The 22,877-nt window shown below is 74.6% G+C and carries 19 protein-coding genes and 1 pseudogene; 10 read left to right on the top strand and 10 right to left on the bottom strand.

Features of this window, described 5'->3' with window-relative positions; genetic code table 11:
• Positions 1-56: 56 nt before the first annotated feature.
• The 4 genes from ACIGW2_RS10440 to ACIGW2_RS10425 all read right to left on the bottom strand — a co-directional run bounded on the left by ACIGW2_RS10440 (position 57) and on the right by ACIGW2_RS10425 (position 2,457).
• Complete coding sequence (locus ACIGW2_RS10440) at positions 57-350, bottom strand: hypothetical protein (RefSeq protein ID WP_391651767.1); 294 nt, start codon at positions 348-350, stop codon at positions 57-59.
• A 52-nt stretch (positions 351-402) separates the two neighbouring features.
• Positions 403-684 carry a sulfurtransferase TusA family protein gene (locus ACIGW2_RS10435; protein WP_391651768.1) on the bottom strand — a complete coding sequence of 94 codons (282 nt, stop codon included), beginning with the start codon at positions 682-684 and terminating at the stop codon, positions 403-405.
• Positions 681-1,346, bottom strand: coding sequence for a class I SAM-dependent methyltransferase (locus ACIGW2_RS10430; RefSeq protein ID WP_399842678.1), 666 nt, complete (start codon positions 1,344-1,346; stop codon positions 681-683). The genes ACIGW2_RS10435 and ACIGW2_RS10430 overlap by 4 nt, the downstream gene beginning before the upstream one ends.
• Positions 1,347-1,524: 178 nt before the next feature.
• Positions 1,525-2,457, bottom strand: coding sequence for an ATP-binding cassette domain-containing protein (locus ACIGW2_RS10425; RefSeq protein ID WP_399842675.1), 933 nt, complete (start codon positions 2,455-2,457; stop codon positions 1,525-1,527).
• A 318-nt stretch (positions 2,458-2,775) separates the two neighbouring features.
• Between ACIGW2_RS10425 and ACIGW2_RS10420 the strand changes: the two genes are divergently transcribed.
• A complete protein-coding gene (locus ACIGW2_RS10420; protein WP_391651771.1) occupies positions 2,776-3,216 on the top strand; it encodes a VOC family protein in 441 nt (146 codons plus the stop codon).
• A 652-nt stretch (positions 3,217-3,868) separates the two neighbouring features.
• Here the strand turns inward: ACIGW2_RS10420 and ACIGW2_RS10415 are convergent.
• Both ACIGW2_RS10415 and ACIGW2_RS10410 read right to left on the bottom strand, forming a co-directional pair.
• Positions 3,869-5,542 (bottom strand): hypothetical protein, encoded by a 1,674-nt coding sequence (locus ACIGW2_RS10415; protein WP_399842672.1) that lies wholly within the window; start codon positions 5,540-5,542, stop codon positions 3,869-3,871.
• Between the two features lie 127 nt (positions 5,543-5,669).
• A complete protein-coding gene (locus ACIGW2_RS10410) occupies positions 5,670-5,840 on the bottom strand; it encodes a hypothetical protein (protein WP_391652484.1) in 171 nt (56 codons plus the stop codon).
• A 415-nt stretch (positions 5,841-6,255) separates the two neighbouring features.
• Between ACIGW2_RS10410 and ACIGW2_RS10405 the strand changes: the two genes are divergently transcribed.
• From ACIGW2_RS10405 to ACIGW2_RS10395, 3 genes are all read left to right on the top strand, one after another.
• Entirely contained in the window at positions 6,256-8,121 is a 1,866-nt protein-coding gene (locus ACIGW2_RS10405) for a VWA domain-containing protein (RefSeq protein ID WP_399842669.1), read from the top strand.
• 92 nt (positions 8,122-8,213) lie between these two features.
• On the top strand, positions 8,214-9,122 hold the full coding sequence (locus ACIGW2_RS10400; protein ID WP_399842667.1) for a hypothetical protein: 909 nt from the start codon (positions 8,214-8,216) through the stop codon (positions 9,120-9,122).
• A gap of 213 nt (positions 9,123-9,335) precedes the next feature.
• Positions 9,336-10,517, top strand: coding sequence for a hypothetical protein (locus ACIGW2_RS10395; RefSeq protein WP_399842664.1), 1,182 nt, complete (start codon positions 9,336-9,338; stop codon positions 10,515-10,517).
• Positions 10,518-10,621: 104 nt separating this feature from the next.
• Here ACIGW2_RS10395 and ACIGW2_RS10390 read toward each other — a convergent pair whose 3' ends face one another.
• The gene (locus tag ACIGW2_RS10390) at positions 10,622-11,020 is read right to left on the bottom strand and encodes a MarR family winged helix-turn-helix transcriptional regulator (protein ID WP_391652451.1); all 399 of its coding nucleotides are present in this window, start codon (positions 11,018-11,020) and stop codon (positions 10,622-10,624) included.
• Between the two features lie 176 nt (positions 11,021-11,196).
• On the opposite strand from ACIGW2_RS10390, the gene ACIGW2_RS10385 reads away from it, so the two are divergent.
• Together ACIGW2_RS10385 and ACIGW2_RS10380 are read left to right on the top strand one after the other, a co-directional pair.
• A complete protein-coding gene (locus ACIGW2_RS10385) occupies positions 11,197-12,324 on the top strand; it encodes an NADH:flavin oxidoreductase (RefSeq protein ID WP_399842662.1) in 1,128 nt (375 codons plus the stop codon).
• A 324-nt stretch (positions 12,325-12,648) separates the two neighbouring features.
• A pseudogene (locus ACIGW2_RS10380) lies at positions 12,649-13,452 on the top strand (GlxA family transcriptional regulator); the annotation flags it as partial.
• 45 nt (positions 13,453-13,497) lie between these two features.
• Here ACIGW2_RS10380 and ACIGW2_RS10375 read toward each other — a convergent pair.
• Positions 13,498-13,782, bottom strand: coding sequence for a DUF3027 domain-containing protein (locus ACIGW2_RS10375; RefSeq protein ID WP_399842659.1), 285 nt, complete (start codon positions 13,780-13,782; stop codon positions 13,498-13,500).
• A gap of 227 nt (positions 13,783-14,009) precedes the next feature.
• Here ACIGW2_RS10375 and ACIGW2_RS10370 point away from each other — a divergent pair, with 227 nt between their 5' ends.
• Entirely contained in the window at positions 14,010-15,617 is a 1,608-nt protein-coding gene (locus ACIGW2_RS10370; RefSeq protein WP_399842656.1) for a hypothetical protein, read from the top strand.
• 401 nt (positions 15,618-16,018) lie between these two features.
• The gene (locus ACIGW2_RS10365) at positions 16,019-19,384 is read left to right on the top strand and encodes a S8 family serine peptidase (protein ID WP_399842654.1); all 3,366 of its coding nucleotides are present in this window, start codon (positions 16,019-16,021) and stop codon (positions 19,382-19,384) included.
• Between the two features lie 39 nt (positions 19,385-19,423).
• Here the strand turns inward: ACIGW2_RS10365 and ACIGW2_RS10360 are convergent, their stop codons facing one another.
• Positions 19,424-20,458 (bottom strand): nucleoside hydrolase, encoded by a 1,035-nt coding sequence (locus tag ACIGW2_RS10360; protein WP_399842652.1) that lies wholly within the window; start codon positions 20,456-20,458, stop codon positions 19,424-19,426.
• Between the two features lie 125 nt (positions 20,459-20,583).
• Positions 20,584-21,324 carry a class I SAM-dependent DNA methyltransferase gene (locus ACIGW2_RS10355; protein WP_391651780.1) on the bottom strand — a complete coding sequence of 247 codons (741 nt, stop codon included), beginning with the start codon at positions 21,322-21,324 and terminating at the stop codon, positions 20,584-20,586.
• Positions 21,325-21,425: 101 nt separating this feature from the next.
• On the opposite strand from ACIGW2_RS10355, the gene ACIGW2_RS10350 reads away from it, so the two are divergent.
• Both ACIGW2_RS10350 and ACIGW2_RS10345 read left to right on the top strand, forming a co-directional pair.
• Positions 21,426-22,277: an MDR family NADP-dependent oxidoreductase gene (locus tag ACIGW2_RS10350; protein ID WP_399842649.1), complete on the top strand. Its 852-nt coding sequence runs from the start codon at positions 21,426-21,428 to the stop codon at positions 22,275-22,277.
• Between the two features lie 184 nt (positions 22,278-22,461).
• On the top strand, positions 22,462-22,872 hold the full coding sequence (locus tag ACIGW2_RS10345; protein ID WP_399842646.1) for a MerR family transcriptional regulator: 411 nt from the start codon (positions 22,462-22,464) through the stop codon (positions 22,870-22,872).
• Positions 22,873-22,877: the final 5 nt, after the last annotated feature.

Genomic DNA, 22,877 nt, shown 5'->3' with positions numbered 1-22,877 from the left:
GATCGCCGGGCCGACCGGGGAGGGGTTTCGTCCGGTCGAGCGGCCGTGGCGCCCGGCTATTCCCGGTGGTGCGGAGGGCCACCGGGAGCGGGCGCGGGTGCGGTGTCGGCGGGGTCCGTCCGTGCGGAGCTCGTGGTCACGATCTCGGCGGCGACGCCGAGGGGCGTCTCCTGCCAGCCGAGCAAGGCGCGGGTGATCGCGATCGACGGGATGATGCCCATGCCCTGCGCGGCCAGCAGGGTCTGCACGGCGTCCATTCCGTCGTCCGCGAGGACGGGTCGGCATCGCTCGACGAGGTCGGTCCAACGCGCGGCCTCGGCCGGTCGCAGGCCTGCGATGTGGTCGAACACGGCTGAGTCTTCCTTTCCGGAGCGTGGAGGCGCCGATCAGGTGTCCGGGATCTCAGGTGGCCGGGTGCCAGGGGGCGTCGGGTCGGGTGGGGCGGGCTTCGGGGGTGAGGCGCAGGGCGTAGAGGGGGCGTCCGTTGGGGTCGGGGACCGGGCCGAGGTAGTGGTGGCCGGTCATGTGGCACCAGGCGGGGAGGTCGAGCGGGGCCGCGGGGTCGGTGGCCACGACGTGGACGACCGTGCCCGGGGGTGCGCCCTCGATCTCCTTGCGCAGGCGCAGCAGGAGGGTCACGCACAGCAGACCGGTGCCGTCGACGGTGATGTCGGCCGGATTCATCGGGGCAGCCTCTGCGTGACGCGCCACAGGCGGCGGGGCAGGTCGCCCTCCTCGAAGGCGTGGACCTCGTCCAGGGTCCAGCCCTCGGCGAGGCCGTCGACCAGGGCGCGGTCGAAGAAGTGGACGGCGAAGCCGCCGTGCTCGTAGATGTCGTCCCCGTGCGCCGTGCCGGCGCCGTAGTGGGCGTCACCGGTGTGCCGGACGGTGTAGACGAGGCTGCCGCCGGGCCGCAGGACGCGGCGGACCTCGCTGACGGCGGCGCGGATCTCCTCGGTGGACAGGGCCATGCACAGCAGCATGTGCGCGAAGACCGCGTCCACGGAGTCGTCGGGCAGCGGCAGGGGCTCGCGCACGTCGTGCACCAGCGTGGTGACCCGCGCCGCCACGCCCTGCGTGTGCGCCGCGGTACGCAGCTGCTCGAGCCCGGTGGGGCTGAAGTCGGCCGCCCGGACGGTGAACCCTTCCCGGGCGAAGTACAGGGCGTCGCGCCCGTGCCCGGTCCCGAGCTCCAGCACGTCCCGCGCCCCGGCGGCACGGAAGACGCCGGCGGCGTGCAGAGCCGGTGCGGAGGGCCGCTCGCCGTACATGCCGGGGTGCGCCGCGTACGTCTCCTGCCAGTGCCGCCGCTGCTCCTCGGCCAGCCCCTGCTCCTCGTCGGCCACGGTGGTCGACCTCCTGTTTCGTGTTCCGGGAGCAGCTTAGAGGGACACGACGTCGGCGCTACGGCGACCGTCTACGTCGATGACTCCGGACCCGCCTGCTGTCGGGTCCAGGTCGGTGCTGGTGCGGTGGCACCGGCCCCCTGCGCAACAGCTGTCGGGCCGCGGGGTCATCAGCGCGTCATCGGCGGCTCTTCGGCTCGGCGGCGCGGTCGCGTGGGGGTGGGACGGGGGCCGTCTCGTACTGGCGGGCCTGGAGTTCGTAGGCGTCGCGGAACGCGCCGGTGCCGATCGCGGGGTCCATGAGCTCGGTGAAGGTGCCGGTCTCGACGACGCGGCCTTCGTCGAGGACGTAGATGACGTCCGCGTGGCGGGCGCTGGCGAGGCGGTGGGTGATCAGGACGGTGGTCTGGCCCTTGTCCGCGAGGCGGTGGATCTGGTCGAAGACGCGCTGCTCGGCGGCCGCGTCGAGCGCGCTGGTGGGCTCGTCGACGATCAGCAGCTCGCCGTGGCGGAATCTGGCCCGGGCGAGGCCGAGCTTCTGCCACTGGCCGCCGGAGATCTCCTGGCCGCCCTTGTAGCCACGTCCGAGCAGCGAGTCGAGTCCGCGGGGCAGCCCGGCGATCACCTCGTCGGCGCCGGCGTAGGCGGCGGCGTCCCGGATGGCTTCGTCGTCCCACCGGACGTCGCTGCGGCCGATGCCGATGTTGACGCGGGCGGTGAAGGGCCAGCGGAAGAAGTCCTGGGCGACGATCGCCACCCGGCCGAAGAGCTGGGCCCGGTCGGCCTCTGCGGTGCTGACGCCGCCCCACAGGACCTGTCCGGAGCTCGGCAGCCGCACTCCGCTGAGGAGGCTGACCAGGGTGGACTTTCCCGAGCCGTTCTTGCCCACCAGGGCGACCGTCTTGCCCCGGGGGATCACCAGGTCGACGTCCCGCAGGGACGGCGTCTCCTTGCCGGGGTAGGTGTAGGTGACCTTCTCGAACCGGATCTCCGGCGTCGTCTCGGGCAGGGCCTTTCCGCCGTCGGGGACCGCGCGTTGGACGGCCTCCGCGCACAGGCGCTCCAGGTCGGCGACGAAGAGGGCCTCGCCCTGGACGTCGGTGACGCGCACGACCAGATCGGTGATGCTGGCGGAGCTGGTCCGGATCGCGAGGACCGCGGTGGCGGCGATCGAGGTGGGAGCGCGAGGCGAGCACAGCGGAATCGGACGGCAATCGAACCCCGGAAACAGGCGAAAGTACGTTCGTGTGCTGTGCATCGACCCGTACGGCGCATGGGCGCCCTACGACACCGGGTGTGGCCGAAACGCCGCGAAGGTGAGTGACGCGGACTCGCCCCGCACCCGGTGTCGCGCCCGGGGTGCCGGAGCCGGGCTCGGTATACCGGTGGCATCGATGGGTTCCGTAACGCGAGCAGAGGGAGAACCGGGATGACGCTTCAGCGGATGGACAACGTGGGCATCGTCGTCGAGGACCTGGACGCCGCCGTCGCCTTCTTCACCGAGCTGGGGATGCAGGTCGAGGGCACGGCGCAGATCGAGGGGCTGTTCGCGGACCAGGCGGTCGGGCTGGACGGGGTGCGGAGCACCATCGCGATGATGCGGACGCCGGACGGGCACGGGAAGCTGGAGCTGGCGCAGTACCACAGGCCCTCGGCGATCGGGGACGGCACGCGGAATCCGCCGCCGAACACACTCGGCATGCACCGGGTGATGTTCGCGGTCGACGACATCGACGACACGATCCGCCGCCTGCGCGCCCACGGCGCCGAACTGCTCGGCGAGGTGGCGCAGTACAAGGACATCTATCGCCTCTGCTACCTCCGTGGCCCCTCGGGCATCATCCTCGCCCTGGCCGAACAGACCGGCTGAACGGTGGGGCCGGCTCACCGCCTGCGGTGGTTGAGCATCCCGCTGCGCCTCGCCAGGTCGGCGGCGTCCATGCCGGTGGCGGCGAGGAACCACCCGCGCGGGCGGGCCGCCTGGCCGTATCAGCCGCTTTCCGCGCCGGAGTTCAGCGCGTACGTGGCGAGCCGGAGGCACGCCCGCGCCAGGCTCCGGCTGCGGTCCTCGGGCGAGGCGTGCGGTGGTGGCGCCGGCTCGCCGAAGCGTCGCGCCGTCCGCTCTCCGCCACGCGCGCCATTCCAGGAGGGCGGCGACGCCCCGGTCGGCGGCCTCGTCGGGGCGGTCACCGAACTCACTCCGGTGACCCGGTTGCCGATCGACCCGCCGTAGCGGTCGCACCGGTTCCAGCCCTGGGCCCCTCGGCCCGTTTCCTGTACCGGCTCCGGACGATCGCGTCCACCTGCACGGGCGGGACCCACGCGGCGACCAGCGCGCGCAGCCGGGCTTCCTCGTCCCGTCCGGGCCGGTGGCCGGCGGCACGAGGTTCTCGGGGAACGGCAGGGTGTCACGGTGGTGCGGCAGGGCGGGCGCCCTCCCTCCGTCAGGTGCGCGTGCGCCGGTTTCAGTCAGCCGACCGGTTTCCGCGCACGGTCCCGCAGGGGCGAGCGGTTTTCCCGGCTCACTCCCGCACGGCGTACGCGGCGGACAGTTCCGCCAGGCCCTCCAGGCCGCCGTCCGCGCCGGGGGCCTCGCCGATGGGGGCGATCCAGAGCACCCGGGCCGGCAGGCCGGCGGTGGCGTAGGCGGTGAGGCGGTGGTGGCCGTCCAGGACCACGCCGACGAGCCAGCGTTCCTCGTCGCGCGCCTCCACGTACCGGTCGTCGACCCAGCCGAGGACCACGGCGGCGGGCCGCTCCCCCGCCGCCAGGGCGGCCGCGTGCCGGGCGAGGGCCGCCGGGTCGAGCGCCTCCGGGGGCTGCGAGGGCAGTACGGCGGCGTAGGTGGCCGGGATCCGGGCGTCCGGAATGGGTGTCGGGAGCTGGAAGTGCGCGACGCCGGGCCAGGCGTCCTCGGGGCGGGCGTCCTCGTCGCACCCGTCGTCGTCCTCCACGGGGCGGGCCTGGGCGCGCAGGTGCCACCACGAGCGGGCCGGATCCGTCACCCGCTCCAGCGGGAGGTCGAGCAGGAGGGCGCGGTAGTGGCCGGTCGCGAGCTCGGCGAGTACGGGGGTGAGGTCGGCAAGCAGCGCGGCGTCCAGGTGGTGTGGATCGGCCAGCCGTCCGCGCAGGCCGGCGGCGATCCGGCGCGCCTCGGCGTCCGGCCAGCCGAGGAACGACAGGCCCAGCTCGCAGGTGTCGCAGACCGAGCCGACGCGGTACAGCGGCCTGCCGTCGAACGTCAGAGAACGGTCCCAGCGCGGCCAGGACGAGCCGGGCAGCGGCGGGTCGAAGGCGACCCGGATCCGGCCCGCGCCCTCCTCGACGCGGAACCGGGCCCGCGCGCCCGACTCCACGACGAGGTCGCGGACCTCCGGGGCGGCGGGTTCCGTGCGGCCGTCGGCCCAGGCGGCGCGCACGGCCGCCGCGTACTCGGCGCCCTTCGCGCCCTCCGGGAGCAGCGGGTCGCGGCCGGTGAGCCGTACGAGCGCGTGGTGGACGTCGTACACCCGTTCCTCGCGGCTCTCGGCCAGCCACCGCAGCAGGTGCGGTACGGCGGCCCGGTCGCCCATGACCTCCAGGGCGACGGCGAACGCGACGTGGTCGAGTCCGGTCTCCACGGGCAGGCGCTCGGCGATCGGCACCGTCCACGCGCGGGCGCCGAGCCGGCCGAGGGCGAGCGCCGCCCGGCCGCGCGGGGCGTCGGGATCGTCGAGGAGCGCACCGAGGCGGGGCGCGAAGGACACGTCGCCGGAGAGTCCCATGGCGTTGACGAGCACGGGATCGGGCGGGCCGTCGACGCCGCCGCCGGACTCCGTGTGCTGTCGTGCGTACGACTCCAGCACCGCGGCCGGCAGACGAAGCCCGCGCCCCACGGCGGTCGCCAGTAGGTCCCGGCGTTCGGCGGGCGAGAAGGCCGGCTCGGCGACCAGCCGCATCAGCACCTCGGCCCCGGCCTCGCCGAGCCTCCCCAGGAACCAGGTGAGGTGACCGCCGTACGCCGTCCGGTCGGCGTCCGACCGGTACAACTCCTCGACCGCCGCGGCCCATTGCTCGGCTCGCTCGGGCCGCTCGGGTGCGCCGGCCGGGTCGGACGGGCCGGGCCGGCCGGTGTGCAGCACGCTCAGCGCGGTCCACGGATCGCTGCTGCGCAGTGCGGCGCGCAGACGTGTGCGCGCGGTGTCGTGATCCCCCATGCAGGCAGTATCGGGCACGAACCGGCGCGCCCGGGCCGGGGCGAGGGCGGGACGGCGGGCCGGGGGCCCTGATCCTTCGGACGGCGTCGTGGTGCGACAGCCCGCGCGGAGCCAAGCCCGCGGAGCCTCATCTCGCCCACGGCCCCCACCATTTCGGTGCCTGCGGGTCCGCCGGTGCGGAGGTCGGCTGGTCGGGGTGGAGGCCGAGGCGGCGGAGGGCGTCGGCGCGGAAGCGTACGGCGAAGGTGCCGTGCCAGTGGCCGTCCTCGCGGATGCCGCACATGAGGTCGATCCGCACCTCGTCGTCGGCGAAGGGGTTCCAGTCGATGCCCCGGTCCCGCAGTCAAACGGCGGTCAGCCGGCCCGGCTGCGGGCGGCCGGGAAGGTTCTCGTACGAGAAGAGGGTCACCCATGCGGAGGTCTGGTCGTCCATGCCGCCATCATGGCGCAGAACGGCCTCCGGCGGCGGCTCCCGGTGCCGGACCGTGACCGCCGCCCTCGGCGTGAATCTGGTTGCGATCGGGATGTCGATCTCGGTTTGCCTCGCAAGAGAGGCCAGGCCTTCAGGCATTTTCCGGTCCCGGGGAACCGTTCGCATCTGCTCATCGTCGAAGTGATCAGGTCCGGCACCCCGGCGCTCACATTCCTTGCCTGTCTGGGGAGTTGGGGCCGAACCCGATGCACCGTCCCCGTCCCTCCCTGGAGTTCGCTTCATGCAGCACACGAGACCACCACTCCGCCCCCGCCGGCCGCAGGCCCGCGCCGTCCTGCCCGTGCTGCTCGCCGGCGCGCTCCTGGCCCCGGCGGCGGGGGCCGCGGGCGCCGCGCCCGCGGCGGCCCGGGCCGAGGAGCCCGCCCGGATCGACCTCGTCCTGGACCTGTCCGGGTCGATGAACCAGAACGACGCCGGTGGCCAGACCCGCCTCGCCGCGGCCAAGCAGGCCGTCAGCCGGATCATCGACACGGCGCCCCCGGAGGCCCGGCTCGGGCTCCGCGTCTACGGCGCCACGTACCCCGGTCAGGACAAGAAGCAAGGCTGCGCCGACACGCAGCAGGTCCTGCCCGTCGCCACGATGGACCGGGCGGCCCGGGCCGAGGCCCGGAACCGGGTCGCCGGGTTCAAGGCCGTCGGGTTCACGCCGATCGGCGTCTCGCTCCGCGAGGCCGCCAAGGACCTCGGTACGGACGGCAAGCGCCGCATCGTGCTGGTCTCGGACGGCGAGGACACCTGCGCCCCGCCGCCGCCGTGCGACGTGGCCCGGGAGCTCAAGGGGCAGGGCGTCGACCTCGCCGTGGACGTGGTCGGGTTCCGTACGCCCTCGGCGGCGCGGGCGCAGCTGACGTGCATCGCCGAGGTCACGGGAGGCTCCTACGCGGACGCCGAGGACGGCGACTCGCTCACCGCGAACCTGGGCGCCCTGTTCCGCAAGGAGTGGCGGACCTACCACGCCACCGGCACGCCGGTCGAGGGCTCCCACGTCGACTGCGCGAGCGCCCCGCTGGTCGCCCCGGGACAGTACCTGGACCGGTTCACCGGCGGGCGCGACCTCTACTACCGGGTCAAGAAGCGGCCGGACCAGCAGCTCCAGGTGAGCGCCACCGCGGTCGCCGAGGAGGGGTACGCGCGCGGGTCCCTGATCACCGTCTCCGCCGGCCCCGCCGGCGACGGCGAACCGCGTGCCTGGCTGCGGGAGTTCGAGCAGTCCATGGGCTGGGCGAACATCATCTCGGCGGGCGGCCGCAGCAAGCCCGGGGCCGGGGGCGAGACGCCCGCACCGGACGACACCGGCTGCATCATGGTCCACAACGGGGTGACCAAGGCCGGGGACAAGCCGATGCCCGTCGAACTGCTCGTCGGCCTCGCCGACAAGACGACCCGCGCCGCGGGCGCGCGCGTGCCGGAACCCCGCACCGGCGCCGACGCCGAGGGCGGCTTCTCCTTCAACAGCGCCACCCCCATCGGGCCGGGCACCCACCGGCAGTCCATCACCGTCGGCGAAGCCCCGTTCTGGCGGGTGGAACTGAAGGCCGGTCAGAAACTGACCATCAGGGCCGGGGTGGACATCCCGGGCGACTTCCCCGCCTCGGCGGCCACCGGCTGGAGCCTCGACGTCTACAACCCCCAGCGCCGGCGGGCCCTGTGCAACGCGGACCACGACTCGACCGAGCTCCTGGCCGGCCGGACCGGGCACGTCGAGCGGGTCTGCGGCCCCTGGGAGATCACCGAGCAGGACTCCGACGGCTACGACGCGCCCGGCACCTACTACATCCAGGCCCAGGTCGCCGAGCCCGATGCCAGGGCGAAGGGCATCGTCGTCCCGATCTCGCTGACCGTGGACGTCTCCGGCACGCCACGCCCCGACAACGGACCCGTGTTCCACTTCGGTGACGAGACGGCGCGGGGCCCCTTGCCGGCCCCCTCGCCGTCCGCCGAGCGCGCGACGGGCCACCAGGCCGACGACGACACCGGCGACACCTCGCTCCTGGCCAGGCTCGCCCCGGCCCTGGGCATCGGCGCGGGCGTCCTGCTCCTGGGCGGCATCGCCCTCTACGCGCTGAGGCGCCGCAGCGCCTCCTGACCGGGCACGGGAGTGCGCTCCGTGCCTGGGCTAGGGTGCCCCGCGGTCCCGCACGCGTCGCGCGTGCGGCAGGGTGTCCAGGGGGGACAGGCATGGTGCAGCTGGAGAAGGCGTCACCGCGGAAGAGACCCGCGTACCGGCGGAGCGCGTGGACCACGCTCACCGGTTGGGGGACGCTGCTCAGCGCCGCGGCGGCGGTCGGCTGCGCGTTGTGGGGCGTCAGCCCGTACCCGCCGCTGATCGTCGAGACGGGCCTGGTCGCGCTCGCCGTGGTGTTCGCCGTCGCCTGGATCGTGGCCTCGCTCCGGGCCCCGCTCCGCACGGGCCTGCCCCCGGCCGGCGGACGCGGGCTCGCGTGGCTGGTGGCCTGGCTGGTGCCGCTGGCAACGCTGGCCTGCTTCGACCTCGGGTTCATGGTGTCGCCGGAGTACGGGCGGGAGACCGAACGCCTGGAGGCGGCGGGCTTCGGGCGCTACTCCGTCACCGTCGCCCGCCTCGCCGGCGACCCGGTGCGCGGCAACGCCTCCGACGAGCCGGTGTACTTCGAGACGGACCTGGTCCTGCGCGTCCCGTACGAGAACGGATTGCGCGAGGTCACCGTGCCGGGGATGTACACCCGCTACGAGCCGCCGAAGGCGGGCATGAGCATCGACGTCCACTACGCGCCCGGCGACCCCCGCCCCGACTCGCCGGTCCTGGAGGACGGCCGGCGCTGGGGCACGGGGGTGATCGGCACCCGGCTGATCCTCGTCACGTTCATGCCGGTCTTCTTCGCGGGGGCGCTCCTGACGGGGCTCCTCCGCCACGACATGCCGCGCGGCATGCGGCGGTTCGCCGCGCCCGTACACCTCCCCGCCCTGGGCATCGCCCTCCTCGGCCTGCTCCTGCTGCTGCCGACCGCCCTGGGGTTGGACGCGGGCGGTCTGACCCGTCCCGCCGCCTTCCTCTCCTGCGTGACGCCGGGGGCCGCCCTGGCGTGGGTCTGGCGCCGATCGTCCTAGTGCGGGAGGGCGTCCTCGCCTCCGAAGCCCACACCCCGGGCTTCGGAGGCGAGCGCCCCCTGATGGCGGTGGTCGGGCCCGGAGGCGCCTTCGCCGGTCACGGGGGGTGAGGCGGACGGACCGGGTGGGGTGAATGGGCGGGGTATCGCTCCGCCCGTCCGGGCCGGGGACCATACTGGTCTGGCCCGCCCCGATCATCCACCGAACGGTTCCATGGCCAAGAACAGCACTCCTCCGACCCCCGTCCCCGACACCGCGTGGCTCGGGCGCGGGCGTCACACCGGGCCCGAGCCCGAGCGGGACGTCAGGCGCAATCTGATCGCCCTCAAGGCGGCCCGGGTGATCGACGACTACCTCGACCTCGATCCCGTCGAGGCGGCCCGTTCCACCGACCTCTACCCCCGCGACGAGACGGCCGATCCCGGCCCCCACGCCCGCCGGGTGTTCGAGGCCCGCTGGCGCGTGGCCGACGGCGTCACCGTACGGGCGCAGCTGACGACGTACGACCCGGAGTCCCGCCGTACGGACGGGGACGGCGTCGCGTGGGTCCTTGCGGCGGAGGCGGAGCGGGCCTGGGAGGCCGCGTGGCCCTCCCCCGCGACCGTGTTCTGGCCCGACAGCGACCACGTCGCCTGGGACCACGACGCGGTGCCCGAGGTGCGTCTGCGGGCGGCGAACCACCTGCCCAAGGACGACGACGAGGTGCGCCGGCTGCTGCGCGCCTGCCACCGGCAGAGCTGGTTCATCCACGTCGTGGTGCACGAGGCGATGACGCCGGACGCGCTGGGCCGGCAGCCGGTCACGGCCTTCCTGCCGCCGAGCCTGCGCCACCGGGTCGTCGAGCACCGGGCCACGCCGGAGCAGGCGCTGATCGCCGACTTCGCGCTGAAGCGGGAGCTGGGGGTGGGCATTCCGCGGGGCGGCGCCGTCGTCCTGCCGCCCTCGCCGGCGGTCGCGGGCTACGAGGCGGAGCGCTTCACCGTCCGCAACGTCTTCCTCGACGGCACGGAGCCGACCGAACTCCTCGACAGGATCAAGGAGTTCGCCACCCTGCCGCTGCCGCTCCCGCCCGACGCCGAGCCGGTCCTGACCCGGCTGCGCCAGGGCTGGCACCTCTTCACGCCGGACGAGGAGCTGGTCCACGCGAAGGCCATGGTCACCCGGTACGCCAAGGCGCTGGAGGCGATGACGGCCTCCTGCGACCTGTACCGGGAGGCCGCGGAGTCCGCGCTGGCGGCGCTCGCCGAGGCCACGGGCGGCACCGGGGCGCCCCAGGCGCCCTCGCCGGCGGCGGCCCCGCCCAAGCAGGAGTCCTCGCCGCTGCGCGCGCTGACGCGCACCTTCGGTCTCTTCCGGGGCGCGAGCGACCCGCAGGGGAAGGGCGCGGACACCTAGGCCGTCACGTCCGGTTCTCGCCGGGGGCCGGGGCGCCCGAGGGAGCGGGGCGCCCCGGCCTCCCGGCGGACACCCGGCGGGAGAAACGGTCGGCGGCGGGAAGGTCAGTCCGTCGGACGGGGCGCGAAGACCTGTTCCAGCAGGGCGTGGAGGGAGCGCCGCTCCTCGTCGTCGAGTCTTTCGAGGCCGTCCCGCGTGAGGTGCATCCGCGCGCGGATGGCGTCACTGACGCGCTCGCCCTCCGCGGTGAGGATCACGTTCTTGACGCGGCGGTCGGCGGCGTCGGGCTCGCGGCGCACGAGGCCGCGCTTCTCCAGCCGGTCGATGATGCCGGTCATGTTGGAGGCGTCGCAGGTCAGCGTCTCGGCGAGGGCGCGCATCGCGGCGGGGCCGCGGCGCAGCACGGTGAGCGCCTTGCCCTGGCTGGCCGTGAGGTTCTCGCTCGCCGCCGCGACCGTGAAGTCGCCGTAGTAGACGCCGAGGGACACCGAGAGCAGCTCCATGAGCTGGGCGGTGTCGACGCGGGCCGCGTCGGTGCGAGGAGCTTCCGTCATGGCGCCATTCTACCCGGAGAAACTTGACTACCTCAAATATCTACCTCTACCGTCACCCTCGCAGACCGTTGCATGAAGTTCTCAAGCATCAACGTTGTGAAGTTTTCGTCCCGAGGAGCGTCCCCGTGACCGTCACCGAGTCCCCCGCCTCCCGCGCCGCCGAGATCCTTTCCCGGCCCGTCACGCTGAACGGCCTGACAGTCCCGAACCGCATCGCGATGGCACCGATGACGCGCATGTTCTCGCCGGACGGGATCCCGGGCGAGGACGTGCGCTCGTACTACGCCCGCCGCGCCGCCGCGGGCGTCGGCCTGATCGTGACCGAGGGGACGTACGTCGGGCACCCGTCCGCCGGCCAGAGCGACCGGGTGCCGCGCTTCCACGGCGAGGAGCAGCTGGCCGGCTGGGCCCGCGTCGCCGAGGACGTGCACGCGGCGGGCGGCACGATCGTGCCGCAGCTGTGGCACATCGGCATGGTCCGCCGGCAGGGCCAGGCCCCGTACCCCGAGGCCCCCGTCGTCGGCCCCTCCGGCATCGGCGTGGACGGCACCGAGGGCGCCGGCAAGGCGATGACCCAGAGCGACCTGGACGACGTCATCGGCGCCTTCGCCGAGGCCGCCGCTGCCGCCGAGCGCATCGGATTCGACGGCGTCGAGCTGCACGGCGCCCACGGCTACCTCCTCGACCAGTTCCTCTGGGAGCGCACGAACCGCCGCACCGACGCGTACGGCGGCGACGCCGTGGCCCGCACGAAGTTCGCGGCCGAGATCGTGGCGGCGGTCCGCGCGGCCGTCTCGCCGACGTTCCCGGTGATCTTCCGCTACTCGCAGTGGAAGCAGGAGGCGTACGACGCGCGGCTCGCCGAGACCCCGGAGGAGCTGGAGGCGATCCTGACCCCGCTCGCCGCGGCCGGCGTCGACGTCTTCCACGCCTCCACCCGCCGCTACTGGCTGCCGGAGTTCGAGGACTCGGACCTGAACCTGGCGGGCTGGACGAAGAAGCTCACCGGCAAGCCCACGATCACCGTCGGCTCGGTCGGTCTCGACGGCGACTTCATCCAGGCCTTCGCGGGCCAGGGCGCGGAGCTCGGCAGCCTGGACAACCTCCTCGACCGCCTGGAGCGCGACGAGTTCGACATGGTCGCCGTCGGTCGCGCGCTGCTCCAGGACCCGGAGTGGGCGGCCAAGGTCCTCGCCGGGCGCACGGACGAGCTGAAGCCGTACGACGCGGCGGCGGTGAAGACGCTCAGCTGAGGCGGACGGGGCCGGCCTCCCGGGGCCCGGGGGGCTTGCCAGAGGGCCGGGCGGCGGGCGGCGCGGGCGCGCGCCGGGGCGCGGGGCCGGTGGGGGCGCCCGCGCGCGGGCGGGTCGGCGACCCGACGCCCCAGGGGCGCGGCGGCCCGGGCTCAGAAGGTTCAGAAGGGTCAGAAGGAGAGGTACTGGTAGTGCCTCAGGCGGGAGCCGGCGGCCTGCTCGGTCAGGCCGAGGCCCTCCGCGAGCCGGGCGATCACGTCCGGCCCCGCGCCGGTGAGGTACCGGGTGGCCAGGGGCCCGAAGACCGCGGCCGCGGACTCGAGCGCCGTCTCCCACGACGCCTCCCTCCTGGCCGCCGCCGACACCGTGGTGGTGCCGCCCTCCCACCGGCTGGGGCCGATCCGGGAGGAGGGCCGGCTGCCCGGCCCGCTGCGCCGCGCGCTGGACGCCGTCCGGCCCGGCACGAGGATCGTGGCGATCTGCACCGGGACGTACGTCCTGGCCGCCGCCGGGCTGCTCGACGGGCGCCCCGCCACCACCCACTGGCGCGAAGCCGACCGGCTGCAGCGGATGTTCACCCGTACCCGGATCGACCCCGACGTCCTGTACGTCGACGACGGCGACGTCCTCACCTCGGCCGGGGTCGCGGCGGGCATCGACCTGTGTCTGCATCTGGTGCGCCGCGACCACGGCAGCCGGGTCGCCAACGAGGTGGCCCGCTCCTGTGTCGTACCGCCGTGGCGGGAGGGCGGCCAGGCGCAGTTCATCCGACGCCCGCTCCCCGAGCCCACGGCGGGGAGCACGGCCGCGACCCGGGCGTGGGCCCTGGAGCACCTGTCCGAACCGCTCACCCTGGCCGGTCTCGCCGAGCGGGCCCACATGAGCGTCCGCACCTTCAGTCGCCGCTTCCGCGAGGAGGTCGGCAGCACGCCCGGCCAGTGGCTCACCCGGCAACGCGTCGAGCTCGCACGCCACTTCCCGGAGACCACCGACTGGCCGGTAGACCTGGTGGCCCAACGCTCGGGCCTCGGCACCGGCGCCTCCCTGCGCGGCCACCTCAACGCCACGATCGGCATCGGCCCGCAGGCATACCGCCGCACCTTCCGCCCCCGGACGGCGGCCCGCTGAACCCCCCTCCGGGATCCGACCATCCCCCGCCGCAGTCGGATCCCCTCAGCCGAACGAGCCGTCCTCGCGTACGGCGAAGGCGTCGCAGCCGTCGTGCTCGAAGCGCACCCGCCCGTCGAACGGCGACCTCGCGTGGGTGCAGGCCCCCCAGTCCAGACCCGGCTCGCCGCTCAACGCGAGCCAGAAGCGGCATCCGCCGCACTGCTCGTCGTACCACTCGTCCCGGTAGCCGGGATCCGCGGTCGATCGATGGAGCATGGTCAGCCAGCGCGCGTGCACCTCACCCCCGAACTCGCGGTCGTCACCGGTCCAGGACCCTCCGGGCGTCATCCGTCCTCGCCCCCTCTCGTCACTGGTGTGGATCTTGTGCGGATCCGGCGGCGGGCTCCGCTCCCCCGGCGGCCGCCGGCGGCGTCCAACAGGGCACATTCCGCTCCAACCGCCCACCCCATAAGCCGCATTGGCGGCACATCCCTCACCCTTGCGCATCGCTCGGGCGTTCTGGAACCCTCCGTTCGACTTGCTGTCTGACACCTCATCAACGGAGGCGACCTCACATGCCCTCAAGGCGAATACGCCGCGCCTGGCTCACGGCGGCGGCCGCGGCCTCGCTGGTGGTCACCGGTCTGGTGGCGACGCCGGCCGCACAGGCGCGGGACGGGGCCGGCCGTGCGGGGGACCCCGCCGTGCAGGAGCCGCTCGCGGCGCAGGCGGCGCCGTCGTCGTCGTTCGCGGTGAGCGGGTGGACCGCACCCGGCGGGGCGGCGTCGCCCGGGGACTTCACGCTGTCGCCCGGTGCGCTGAACGCGGAGACGACCTCGCGGGTGACCCGGCTCGACGCGGTGTTGCCGAAGTCGGGGGTGCAGAACCTGCTCGCCGGGGCGAACCGCACCGTGACGCCGTGGTGTTCCCGCGACCCGTTCGGGACCGCGCCGGACCCCGACACCAAGTACTGCCTGCAGAACGACGACTCGGTGTCGCAGGAGTGGGTGCCGCAGGGCTTCACCGGCGTCTCCGACGCCAAGGACAACGAGCTGTGGGGCGAGGCCGGGAACATCCAGCTGTTCGCCTCGTACGACGGCTGGGACCCGGGCCGGGAGACCGACCCGGACCCGGCGACCGGCGACTGCACCGCGGCCGAGCTGGCCGCGAACGACGCCTGCAACCAGAAGGGCGTCCGCGTCACCTTCGTGCAGAACCGGATCAACCCGGCCACCGGCAGCCCGGAGATCAAGTACCGGCACGTCCTGCTGGGCTGGACGTACGTCAACTCGGCCGACCACGTCTCCTTCGACGGGCTGCACGCCTCCGAGTACCCGATCCAGAAGGGCGTGCACGCCGGCGGGATCGTCTGGTACGGCAACTACCTCTACGTCGCCGACACCCGAAACGGCCTGCGCGTCTTCGACATGCGCTCCATCATGGACCTGGATCCGGACGGCGACCCGACCACGCACGACGCGATGGGCGCGGACACCGACGGCGTGCCGACCACCGCGAACACCGAGGACAAGACGAAGGTCGGCCGGCACGACAACGTCTGGTACAGCTTCGGCTACCGCTACGTCATGCCACAGGTCGCCGCCTGGAAGTTCAAGGCCACCCAGAGCAACCCGGCCGGCTCCTACTCCTGCGTGTCGACCGGCGCGCCGAAGGCCTCGTACATCTCGCTGGACCGCAGCACCGTCCCGGACCGCCTGCTCATGGGCGAGTACTGCCGCCCGGCGACCGGGTACCCGTCCACCGGCCGCATCGCCTCGTACCCCGTCGCGGCCCTGGAGGGCCGCACGTCCGACGTGACCGCGGAGGGCTGGGCCAACTACCTGCCGCTGGCCAGCGGCGGCGCGCAGGGCGCGGCGGCGGCGGGCGGCACGCTGTACGTCAACGAGTCCAAGGGCACCGACGAGCCCGGCAACCTCTGGCGCTACACCTGGAGCGCCGACGGGCAGCTCGTCGCGTCCGGGCAGGCCGTGAAGACCGCGCGGGGCGCGGAGGACCTCTACATCGAGCGCGGCACCGGCCGCCTGTGGTCCCTCTCCGAGCACCGGCCGGGCTCCGCCGCGGACTGCACGGCCAATCGGGACGCCTCCGATCCGGTGGGCACGGACTACTGCCAGCGGGTGCTGTACGGGCACAAGCTGAGCTGGCTCGACGCCCAGCCGTAGGCACGGCGCGGCCGTAGGCGCGGCCCGGACGGAGCACGGTTCCGGCCGGGTGGGGATACGGCCAAGAGGAGGGCCCGGCTCCGCGCGCGCCGGGGCCGGGCCCGAGGCGGCCGCGTGACCTGCGCCGGAACGTGTTCCGGACGGGTCGGCGGTCGCCTCTGTCGTGGAAGGATCGCCGTCCCGTCACGCTCCGGTCACACACTCGTCGTGGCCCCATCGCACCCGCGGCCCGCAGGTCGGCCGGAAGTCGCGGGACCCGACTGCCTTTGCCTCGGGGGCAGTTGATCACCTCTCCCCCGGCTCACATACTGCGCGGACCGCCGGCGGAGCGGCTCGCTCCCCCGGCCGGTTCCGACCACTCGACCCCGTCCCTATCTCCAGGGGGAGACTTGCGCGCACCCGTGTCCCGAACACGCACCCTCACCGTCGCCACGGCCACCTCGGTGGCCCTCGTCGCGGGCATGACCGCCCCGGCCGTCACGGCCGCCTCGGCCACCACGGCCGGGAGAGCCCTGCCGGCCGCTTCCGCCCACACCCGTACCCTTCCGCTCGTCACCGGCGACCGCGTGACGGTCAACGCCGCCGGCCGCATGGTGGCCTTCGACCCCGCCGAGGGCCGCGAGCACATACCCGTCCAGGTGCGCCGCACCGGGGACCACACCCTGGTGGTGCCCGCCGACGCGGAGCGCCTGATCGCCGGCGGCCGCCTCGACCAGCGGCTCTTCGACCTCTCCGTCCTCACCGACCCGCGGCTGCGCCGGAGCCACGGGGCCGGGCTCAAGCTGATCGTGCAGTACGAAGGGGCCGCGGGCGCCGCGCGCGCCGAGGTGCGCGCCGCCGGGGACGGCCGGCCGCGGCGCACGTTCCCGACGCTCGGCGCGGACGCCGTCCGTGCCGCGTCGCAGCAGGACGTGGCCCGGGTCTGGGAGGCGCTGACCGACCGGCGGAGCGGCGGGGCCCGGGTCGCCGCCGCCGGGATCGAGAAGGTGTGGCTGGACGGGGTGCGCGGGGCGCGCCTCGACCACAGCGTCCGGCAGATCGGCGCCGACCGGGCGTGGGCGTCCGGCGTGGACGGGAAGGGCGTGAAGATCGCCGTCCTGGACACCGGCGTCGACCGGACGCACCCGGACCTGAACACGCGGGTGGTCGGCGAGAAGAACTTCTCCGCCTCCGCCGACGCGGTGGACCGGGTCGGCCACGGCACGCACGTCGCGTCGATCGCCGCCGGCACCGGCGCGGCGTCGGGCGGCCGGTTCAAGGGAGTCGCTCCCGGTGCGGAGGTGATCAGCGGGAAGGTCCTCGACGACGAGGGGTACGGGGACGACTCCGCCGTGATCGCGGGCATGGAGTGGGCCGCAGCCGAGGGCGCGGACGTGGTCAACCTGAGCCTCGGTGGCCCCGACAGCCCCGGTGTGGACCCGTTGGAGGCCACGATCGACCGGCTGTCGGCCGAGAAGGGCGTCCTGTTCGCGGTCGCCGCGGGCAACGAGGGCGAGAGCGGTGCGTCGTCGGTGGGTTCGCCGGGCACCGCCGACGCGGCGCTGACCGTGGGCGCGGTGGACCGGGACGACCGGCCGGCGCCGTTCTCCGGCACCGGACCGCGGCTCGGTGACGGGGCGGTCAAGCCGGACGTGACCGCGCCCGGCGTCGGCATCGCCGCGGCGGCCGCCGCCGGCAGCGCCCTGGACACGCGCCCGGGCGTTCCGCACCCGGCGCCGGGCTATCTGCGGCTCGACGGCACCTCGATGGCCACCCCGCACGTCGCGGGCGCCGCCGCCCTCCTCAAGCAGCGCCACCCGGACTGGACGGCGGCCGAGCTGAAGGGCGCGCTGACCGGCTCCGCCGAGGGCGTCGACGCCGGCGTCTTCCAGCAGGGCACGGGCCGGATCCGGGTGGACCGGGCGCTCGACGCGGGCGTCGTCGCCGAGCAGGCCTCGCTGAACTTCGGCACCGCGCTGTGGCCGCACGCCGACGACGAGCCCGTCACCCGCACGCTCGTCTACCGCAACCTCGGGGCCGCGGACGTCACGCTCGACCTGAAGGTGTCCGCCGCGGACCCGTCGGGCGCGCCCGCGCCGGCCGGCTTCTTCCGGCTGGGGGCGCGGACGGTGACGGTGCCGGCGGGCGGGAAGGCCGAGGTCGAGGTGGTGGCCGACACCCGGATCGGTGACGCCGACGGCGGCTACTCCGCGTACGTCACGGCCACCGGCGGAGGCGGTTCCGTCCGCACGGCCGCGGTGGCCGTGCGGGAGGCCGAGTCGTACGACCTCACGCTGCGGACCCTCGGCCGCGACGGGGCCGACGCCCGATCCTTCGTCGGCACCCTGACCGGGGTCGCCGGGCCCGCCGCGGGCTTCCAGGCCCGGGTCGACGAGGGGTCCGACGCCCGTACCCTCCGGGTCCCCAAGGGCACGTACACGCTCAACACCGCCGTCTACCAGGACCCTTCGGACTACACCGCGGGAACGGACTGGATCGCGCGGCCGCGGCTCGACGTCACCGCCGACACCACGGTCGTCTCCGACGCCCGCACCACCCGGCCGGTGGACCTGACGGTGCCCGGCATCGACACCGCGGACCACGCGGGGACGTACTACGAGCTCGCCACCGGCATCGGGCGCGTCGGCAACGGCTGGGTGCTGCGCGGCTTCACCGGCTTCCGCACCGCGCACCAGGGCCCCGCCGTCACCGACGGCTCCCTGCTGCAGACCTGGGACGCGCACTTCCTGAAGGACGCCACCAGCCAGTACGCGGTGGCCTTCGGCGGCCCGGCGACCACGGTCGCGACCGGGTACGCCCGGCACGTGCGGGCCGAGGAACTGGCCGTGCTCAAGGTCGGCCTGGGCGCCTCCGTCCCCGGGAAGACCGTGCTCGCCTCCCCGTACGCGCAGCTGCCGGGCGCACCCGAGGGCAACGGCTTCTCCGCGCGCCAGGCACTGCCGGGCACCCGCACCTTCTACGTGTCCACCGCCGACGGCGTCCGCTGGCTCACCCGCTTCAACCAGCTGGGCGAGCCGGACGAGTGGGGCTATCCGGCCCTGGAGGCCGCCTACGAGACGGCCGCGCCGAAGCGTTACGAGGCCGGCCGCACGTACCGGGAGACCTTCAACACCGGGGTCTTCGGCCCGGTCCTGGGCGAGGGCCTGGGAGTCTTCCGGACGGCGCCCGATCCGGTGACGGGCGAGCAGCGGCTCGTCGGGGCCGTGCCGCCGGCCGCCGACGGCGCGGGGCACCCGGGCTCCGGCCCGTACGCCTCGGCCGGCAGCGTGCTCTACCGGAACGGGGTCAAGGTGGCCGAGAACGACGATCCGCTGAGCGGCACGGTGCCTTTCACGGTCGACGGGGCCGAGGCCGCGTACCGGCTGACGTCCTTCGTGGAGCGCCCGGCGACGGCCGCCGCGGCCGGCACCCGGATCGAGGTGGGCTTCGCCTTCCGCTCGCGGCAGGTGGCGGCCACCACCGCGCTGCCGGTGTCGACGGTCCGCTTCGCGGCCCCCGTCGACCTCGCCTCGCGGATCCCGGCACAAAAGCGGGTCCGGGTTCCGGTGACCGTGCAGGGCGCGGCGGCCGGCCCGAACCTGAAGTCGCTGACCGTGTCGGTGAGCGACGACGAGGGCAGGACCTGGCAGCCGGTGAAGGTCGTGGCCGGTGCGATCGTCGTGCCGAGCCCCGCCGAGGACCGCGGGATCTCCCTCGCCGCCGAGGTCACCGACCGGCAGGGCAACACGTCGACGGTGACGATCCGCAACGCGTGGATCGGGAAGTGACGGCGCGTCGCTGACCCTGCCCCGCCGACCGCGTCCGGCTCAGGCGGCGTCACCACCGGGGGTGGTGGCGCCGCCGAGGGTGCGTACGGCGTCCACGATCAGGTCCCAGAACGCCTCCGTGTCGATGTCCAGGGCGACCTCGGTGTCGGCCGGCCGGCCCGTCACACCGTGCAGGTCCACCACGGTCGCGCCCCGGGTGTGGGTGCCCGTCAGCTCGACGGCGACGGCCGCCCGGGCCAGGCGGGCCAGCGACGGGTCGATCAGATGGGCCACGGTGAGCGGGTCGTGCAGCGGCGGCGCGTCGAAGCCGAAGACCTCGCGATATGTCGACGCGAAGTAGGTGAGGAGGTCGACGCAGAGCCGGCTCAGCGGGGTGCCGAGCGCGGCGATCCGGGCGACGACCTCGGGGGTGGCCCGGGCCTGGTGGGTCGCGTTGAGGCCGAACATGGTGACCGGGAGCCCGCTGCGGAACACGATGTCCGCCGCCTCCGGATCGCAGAGGATGTTGAACTCGGCGGCGGGCGTGGTGTTGCCGCGTCCCGTCGAGCCGCCCATCAGCACGATCCGGTCGATGCGCGCGGCGAGTTCGGGGTGGGCGAGCAGCAGGACGGCGATGTTGGTGAGCGGCCCGGTCGGCACGAGCGTCACCGGCTCCGGGTGGGCGAGCAGGGTGTCACGTACGAGCGCGAGGGCGTCGCGCGGGTCCTGCGGCACGTCGGGCTCGCCCTCGGCGAAGCCGGGCCCGTCGAGGCCGGAGGCGCCGTGGATGTCCTCGGCGATCCGGCGCGGTCCGTGCAGCGGGCGGTCGCGGCCGGCGGCGATCGGCACGCCCCTGATGCCGGCGACCGAGCAGACGCGGCGGGCGTTGAGGGTGGTCTTCTCCAGCGTCTGGTTGCCGGCGACGGTGGTGATCGCGAGCAGGTCGACGGCGGGGTGGGCTGCGGCCAGCAGGATGGTGAAGGCGTCGTCGTGGCCGGGGTCGCAGTCCAGGATGACGGGCACGGGGACGCGCGCGGAGGCGGAGGCGGGGGTGGCCGCGGGATCGGCGGCGCGTGCGGGCTCGGGAGCGGGCATGCGGCCACCGTGCCACACGGCCGGCGGCCGGCGAAGGAGGCGGGAACGGGCCTTCGGGTCCATGGCCCGTGACCCAGGGCCCGGTCGCCCCACGGCCCGGTCGCCCCACGGCCCGGGGGCCGGTCTCAGGCCGGCTTGCGCCACACGGAGATGTGCTTCGTGGAGTCCTGGGTGAACGGCGACCCGTCCCAGTCCGCGACGCGGCGTTCCAGCTCCAGACCGGCGATCCGCGCCATCAGGTCGAGCTCGGCCGGCCAGGCGTACCGGTGCCGGGACGTGTCGCGGCGGTAGCGGCCGTCGTCGCCGTCGCGGGTGAAGTGGTGCGAGACGAGCACCTGCTCGACCAGGTCGAAGGTGTCGAAGCCGGAATGCCGCTCGGAGACGTCGAACGGCACCGCGATCTGGCGGGGCGGCAGGAGCCGAAGCGGCGGCACGCCCAGCTCGATGACGAACCGGCCGCCTGGCTCCAGATGCCGTGCCGCGTTGCGGAAGCACTCGACCTGCTCGTCCTGCGTGAGCAGGTTCGTGATGGTGTTGTAGACGAGATAGACCAGGGTGAAGCCGCCGGGAACGACGGTGGTGGCCATGTCCCCGATGACGACCGGGAGGGTCTCCTCGTCGATCTTGCGGCGCAGCACCGCCGCCATGTGCTCGGACAGTTCGATGCCGGCCACCGGCACGCCGCGTTCCCTGAGCGCGACGCCCACCCGTCCGGTCCCGATGGCGAACTCGAGCGCCCGGCCGTCTCCGGCGAGCTCGGTGAGGAAGTCGAGGGTGGGTCCGAGAACGGCGGCCGAGAAGGCCTCGGTCTCCTCGGCGTCGTAGCGGTCGGCGGTCGCACGGGTCCACAGTTCGCTGCTCGTCACGGAGGGACACTGTGCCGGAGGCCGAGGGGGCTGTCGACGCATTTACGGGGTGCCCGGGCGGGCTTGACCCTGCCCCGCGGGTCAGGGCTCAGCGTCCGGGCATGACTGCGACTCATCGTGTGGTGCGCCTGGCGCGCCGGCCCCGGGGCCTGCCGACTGCGGAGGACTTCGCCCTGACCCGGGAGCCCGTTCCCCGGCCGGGGGAAGGGCAACTCCTCGTGCGCAACACCGCCTTCCTCGTCTTCCCGGGTCTGCGCACCCTCGTCGGCGGCGAGACCCGGGACGCGCCGCTGCCGCCGCTGCACCCCGGCGACGCGCTGTTCGGTCCCGCGATCGGCGAGGTGGTCGACGGGCCGCTGGAGCCGGGGCGGACGGTGCTCCACCTTCAGGGCCGGCGGGAGTACGCGACGCCCGCGGTCGCCGGGTGCCGGGTCCTGGACGACGCCCTGCCCGAGGCGGTGGCGCACCTCGCCCAGGGGGTCGCGGCGTACGGGGCGCTGACCCGGCTCGCGCGGGTGCGCGAGGGCGACACGGTGTTCGTGACGGGTGCCGCCGGCGCCGTCGGCACCATGGCCGGGCAGATCGCCCGGCTGCTGGGGGCCGGACGGGTGGTGGGCAGCACGGGCTCGCCCGGGAAGGCGCGGCGCCTGGAGCGGGAACTCGGGTACGACGCGACGGTGCTGCGCGGCTCCGGACCGCTGGACGAGCGGCTCGCGCGGGCCGCGCCGGGCGGCGTGGACGTCGTCCTCGACACGGTGGGGGGCGAGCAGCTGGCGGCCGCCGTCCGGGCGGCGAACCGGGGTGCGCGGTTCGCCCTGGTGGGCGCGCTGGCCGGGCAGCCGTCCCCCGAGCGGGCGGGCGGGAGCGCCCCGGCGGTGCTCGACACGTTCCGGTTGGTGACCCGCGGCATCACGCTCGCCGGGTACAGCGGCGCGGACCACACGGAGGTCTAGGCGGAGTGGGAGGCGCGTTTCGGGCCGTGGCTGCGGGCGGGCGCGATCCGGTTCCCCCGGACGACGGTCCGGGGAATGGACGGGGCTCCGGGGGCGTTGCCGGGACTGATCGCGGGGTGCTCGTTCGGGGCGACCGTGGTGGAGCTGTAGGGGAGTTCGCCGACGGGTGGGGAGACGAGGGGTCATGCGGATCGGTGAGGCCGCGGCGGCGGCCGGGACGGCACCGCGCGCGCTGCGCCTGTACGAGGCGCGCGGGCTGCTGCCTCTACCGCGCCGTACGGCTTCCGGGCAGCGGGAGCACGGCTCCGCCGAGGTGGCCCGGGTCCGGGTCGTACGGGAGTTGCAGGCGCTGGGCCTGACCCTGAAGGACATCCGGCGCCGCGCCGACCGGCTCGATCTGCTCGCCGTGGATCCCGCGACGGCGTGCCGGGGCGACGGGTCCGAGGGGTACGGCGAGGTCGTCGCCGAGCGGCTTGCGGCGCTCGACGCGGAGATCGCCCGGCTCACGCTCCTGCGGCGGAGTCCGGCCGAGGCCGCGGCAGCCGGCGGGGCTGAGGACGAGCGGGCGCCCGGGGAGGCTCCTCGGTCCGCCTGAACGGG

Origin of the sequence: Streptomyces sp. NPDC053541, from assembly GCF_044544705.1 — a bacterium.
Classification (GTDB): domain Bacteria; phylum Actinomycetota; class Actinomycetes; order Streptomycetales; family Streptomycetaceae; genus Streptomyces.
Note: the sequence above shows the minus strand (reverse complement) of the source record. Positions and strands in the feature narration are given on the sequence as shown.

What these genes read in the sequence shown, in the direction of transcription:
- ACIGW2_RS10415 (WP_399842672.1), bottom strand. Translation starts at nt 5,542, where the DNA reads ATGGGGGATCACGACACCGCGCGCACACGTCTGCGCGCCGCACTGCGC.
- ACIGW2_RS10390 (WP_391652451.1), bottom strand. Translation starts at nt 11,020, where the DNA reads ATGGAGCTGCTCTCGGTGTCCCTCGGCGTCTACTACGGCGACTTCACG.
- ACIGW2_RS10345 (WP_399842646.1), top strand. Translation starts at nt 22,462, where the DNA reads ATGCGGATCGGTGAGGCCGCGGCGGCGGCCGGGACGGCACCGCGCGCG.
- ACIGW2_RS10360 (WP_399842652.1), bottom strand. Translation starts at nt 20,458, where the DNA reads ATGCCCGCTCCCGAGCCCGCACGCGCCGCCGATCCCGCGGCCACCCCC.
- ACIGW2_RS10435 (WP_391651768.1), bottom strand. Translation starts at nt 684, where the DNA reads ATGAATCCGGCCGACATCACCGTCGACGGCACCGGTCTGCTGTGCGTG.
- ACIGW2_RS10405 (WP_399842669.1), top strand. Translation starts at nt 6,256, where the DNA reads ATGCAGCACACGAGACCACCACTCCGCCCCCGCCGGCCGCAGGCCCGC.
- ACIGW2_RS10370 (WP_399842656.1), top strand. Translation starts at nt 14,010, where the DNA reads ATGCCCTCAAGGCGAATACGCCGCGCCTGGCTCACGGCGGCGGCCGCG.
- ACIGW2_RS10395 (WP_399842664.1), top strand. Translation starts at nt 9,336, where the DNA reads ATGGCCAAGAACAGCACTCCTCCGACCCCCGTCCCCGACACCGCGTGG.
- ACIGW2_RS10375 (WP_399842659.1), bottom strand. Translation starts at nt 13,782, where the DNA reads ATGACGCCCGGAGGGTCCTGGACCGGTGACGACCGCGAGTTCGGGGGT.
- ACIGW2_RS10350 (WP_399842649.1), top strand. Translation starts at nt 21,426, where the DNA reads ATGACTGCGACTCATCGTGTGGTGCGCCTGGCGCGCCGGCCCCGGGGC.
- ACIGW2_RS10420 (WP_391651771.1), top strand. Translation starts at nt 2,776, where the DNA reads ATGACGCTTCAGCGGATGGACAACGTGGGCATCGTCGTCGAGGACCTG.
- ACIGW2_RS10400 (WP_399842667.1), top strand. Translation starts at nt 8,214, where the DNA reads ATGGTGCAGCTGGAGAAGGCGTCACCGCGGAAGAGACCCGCGTACCGG.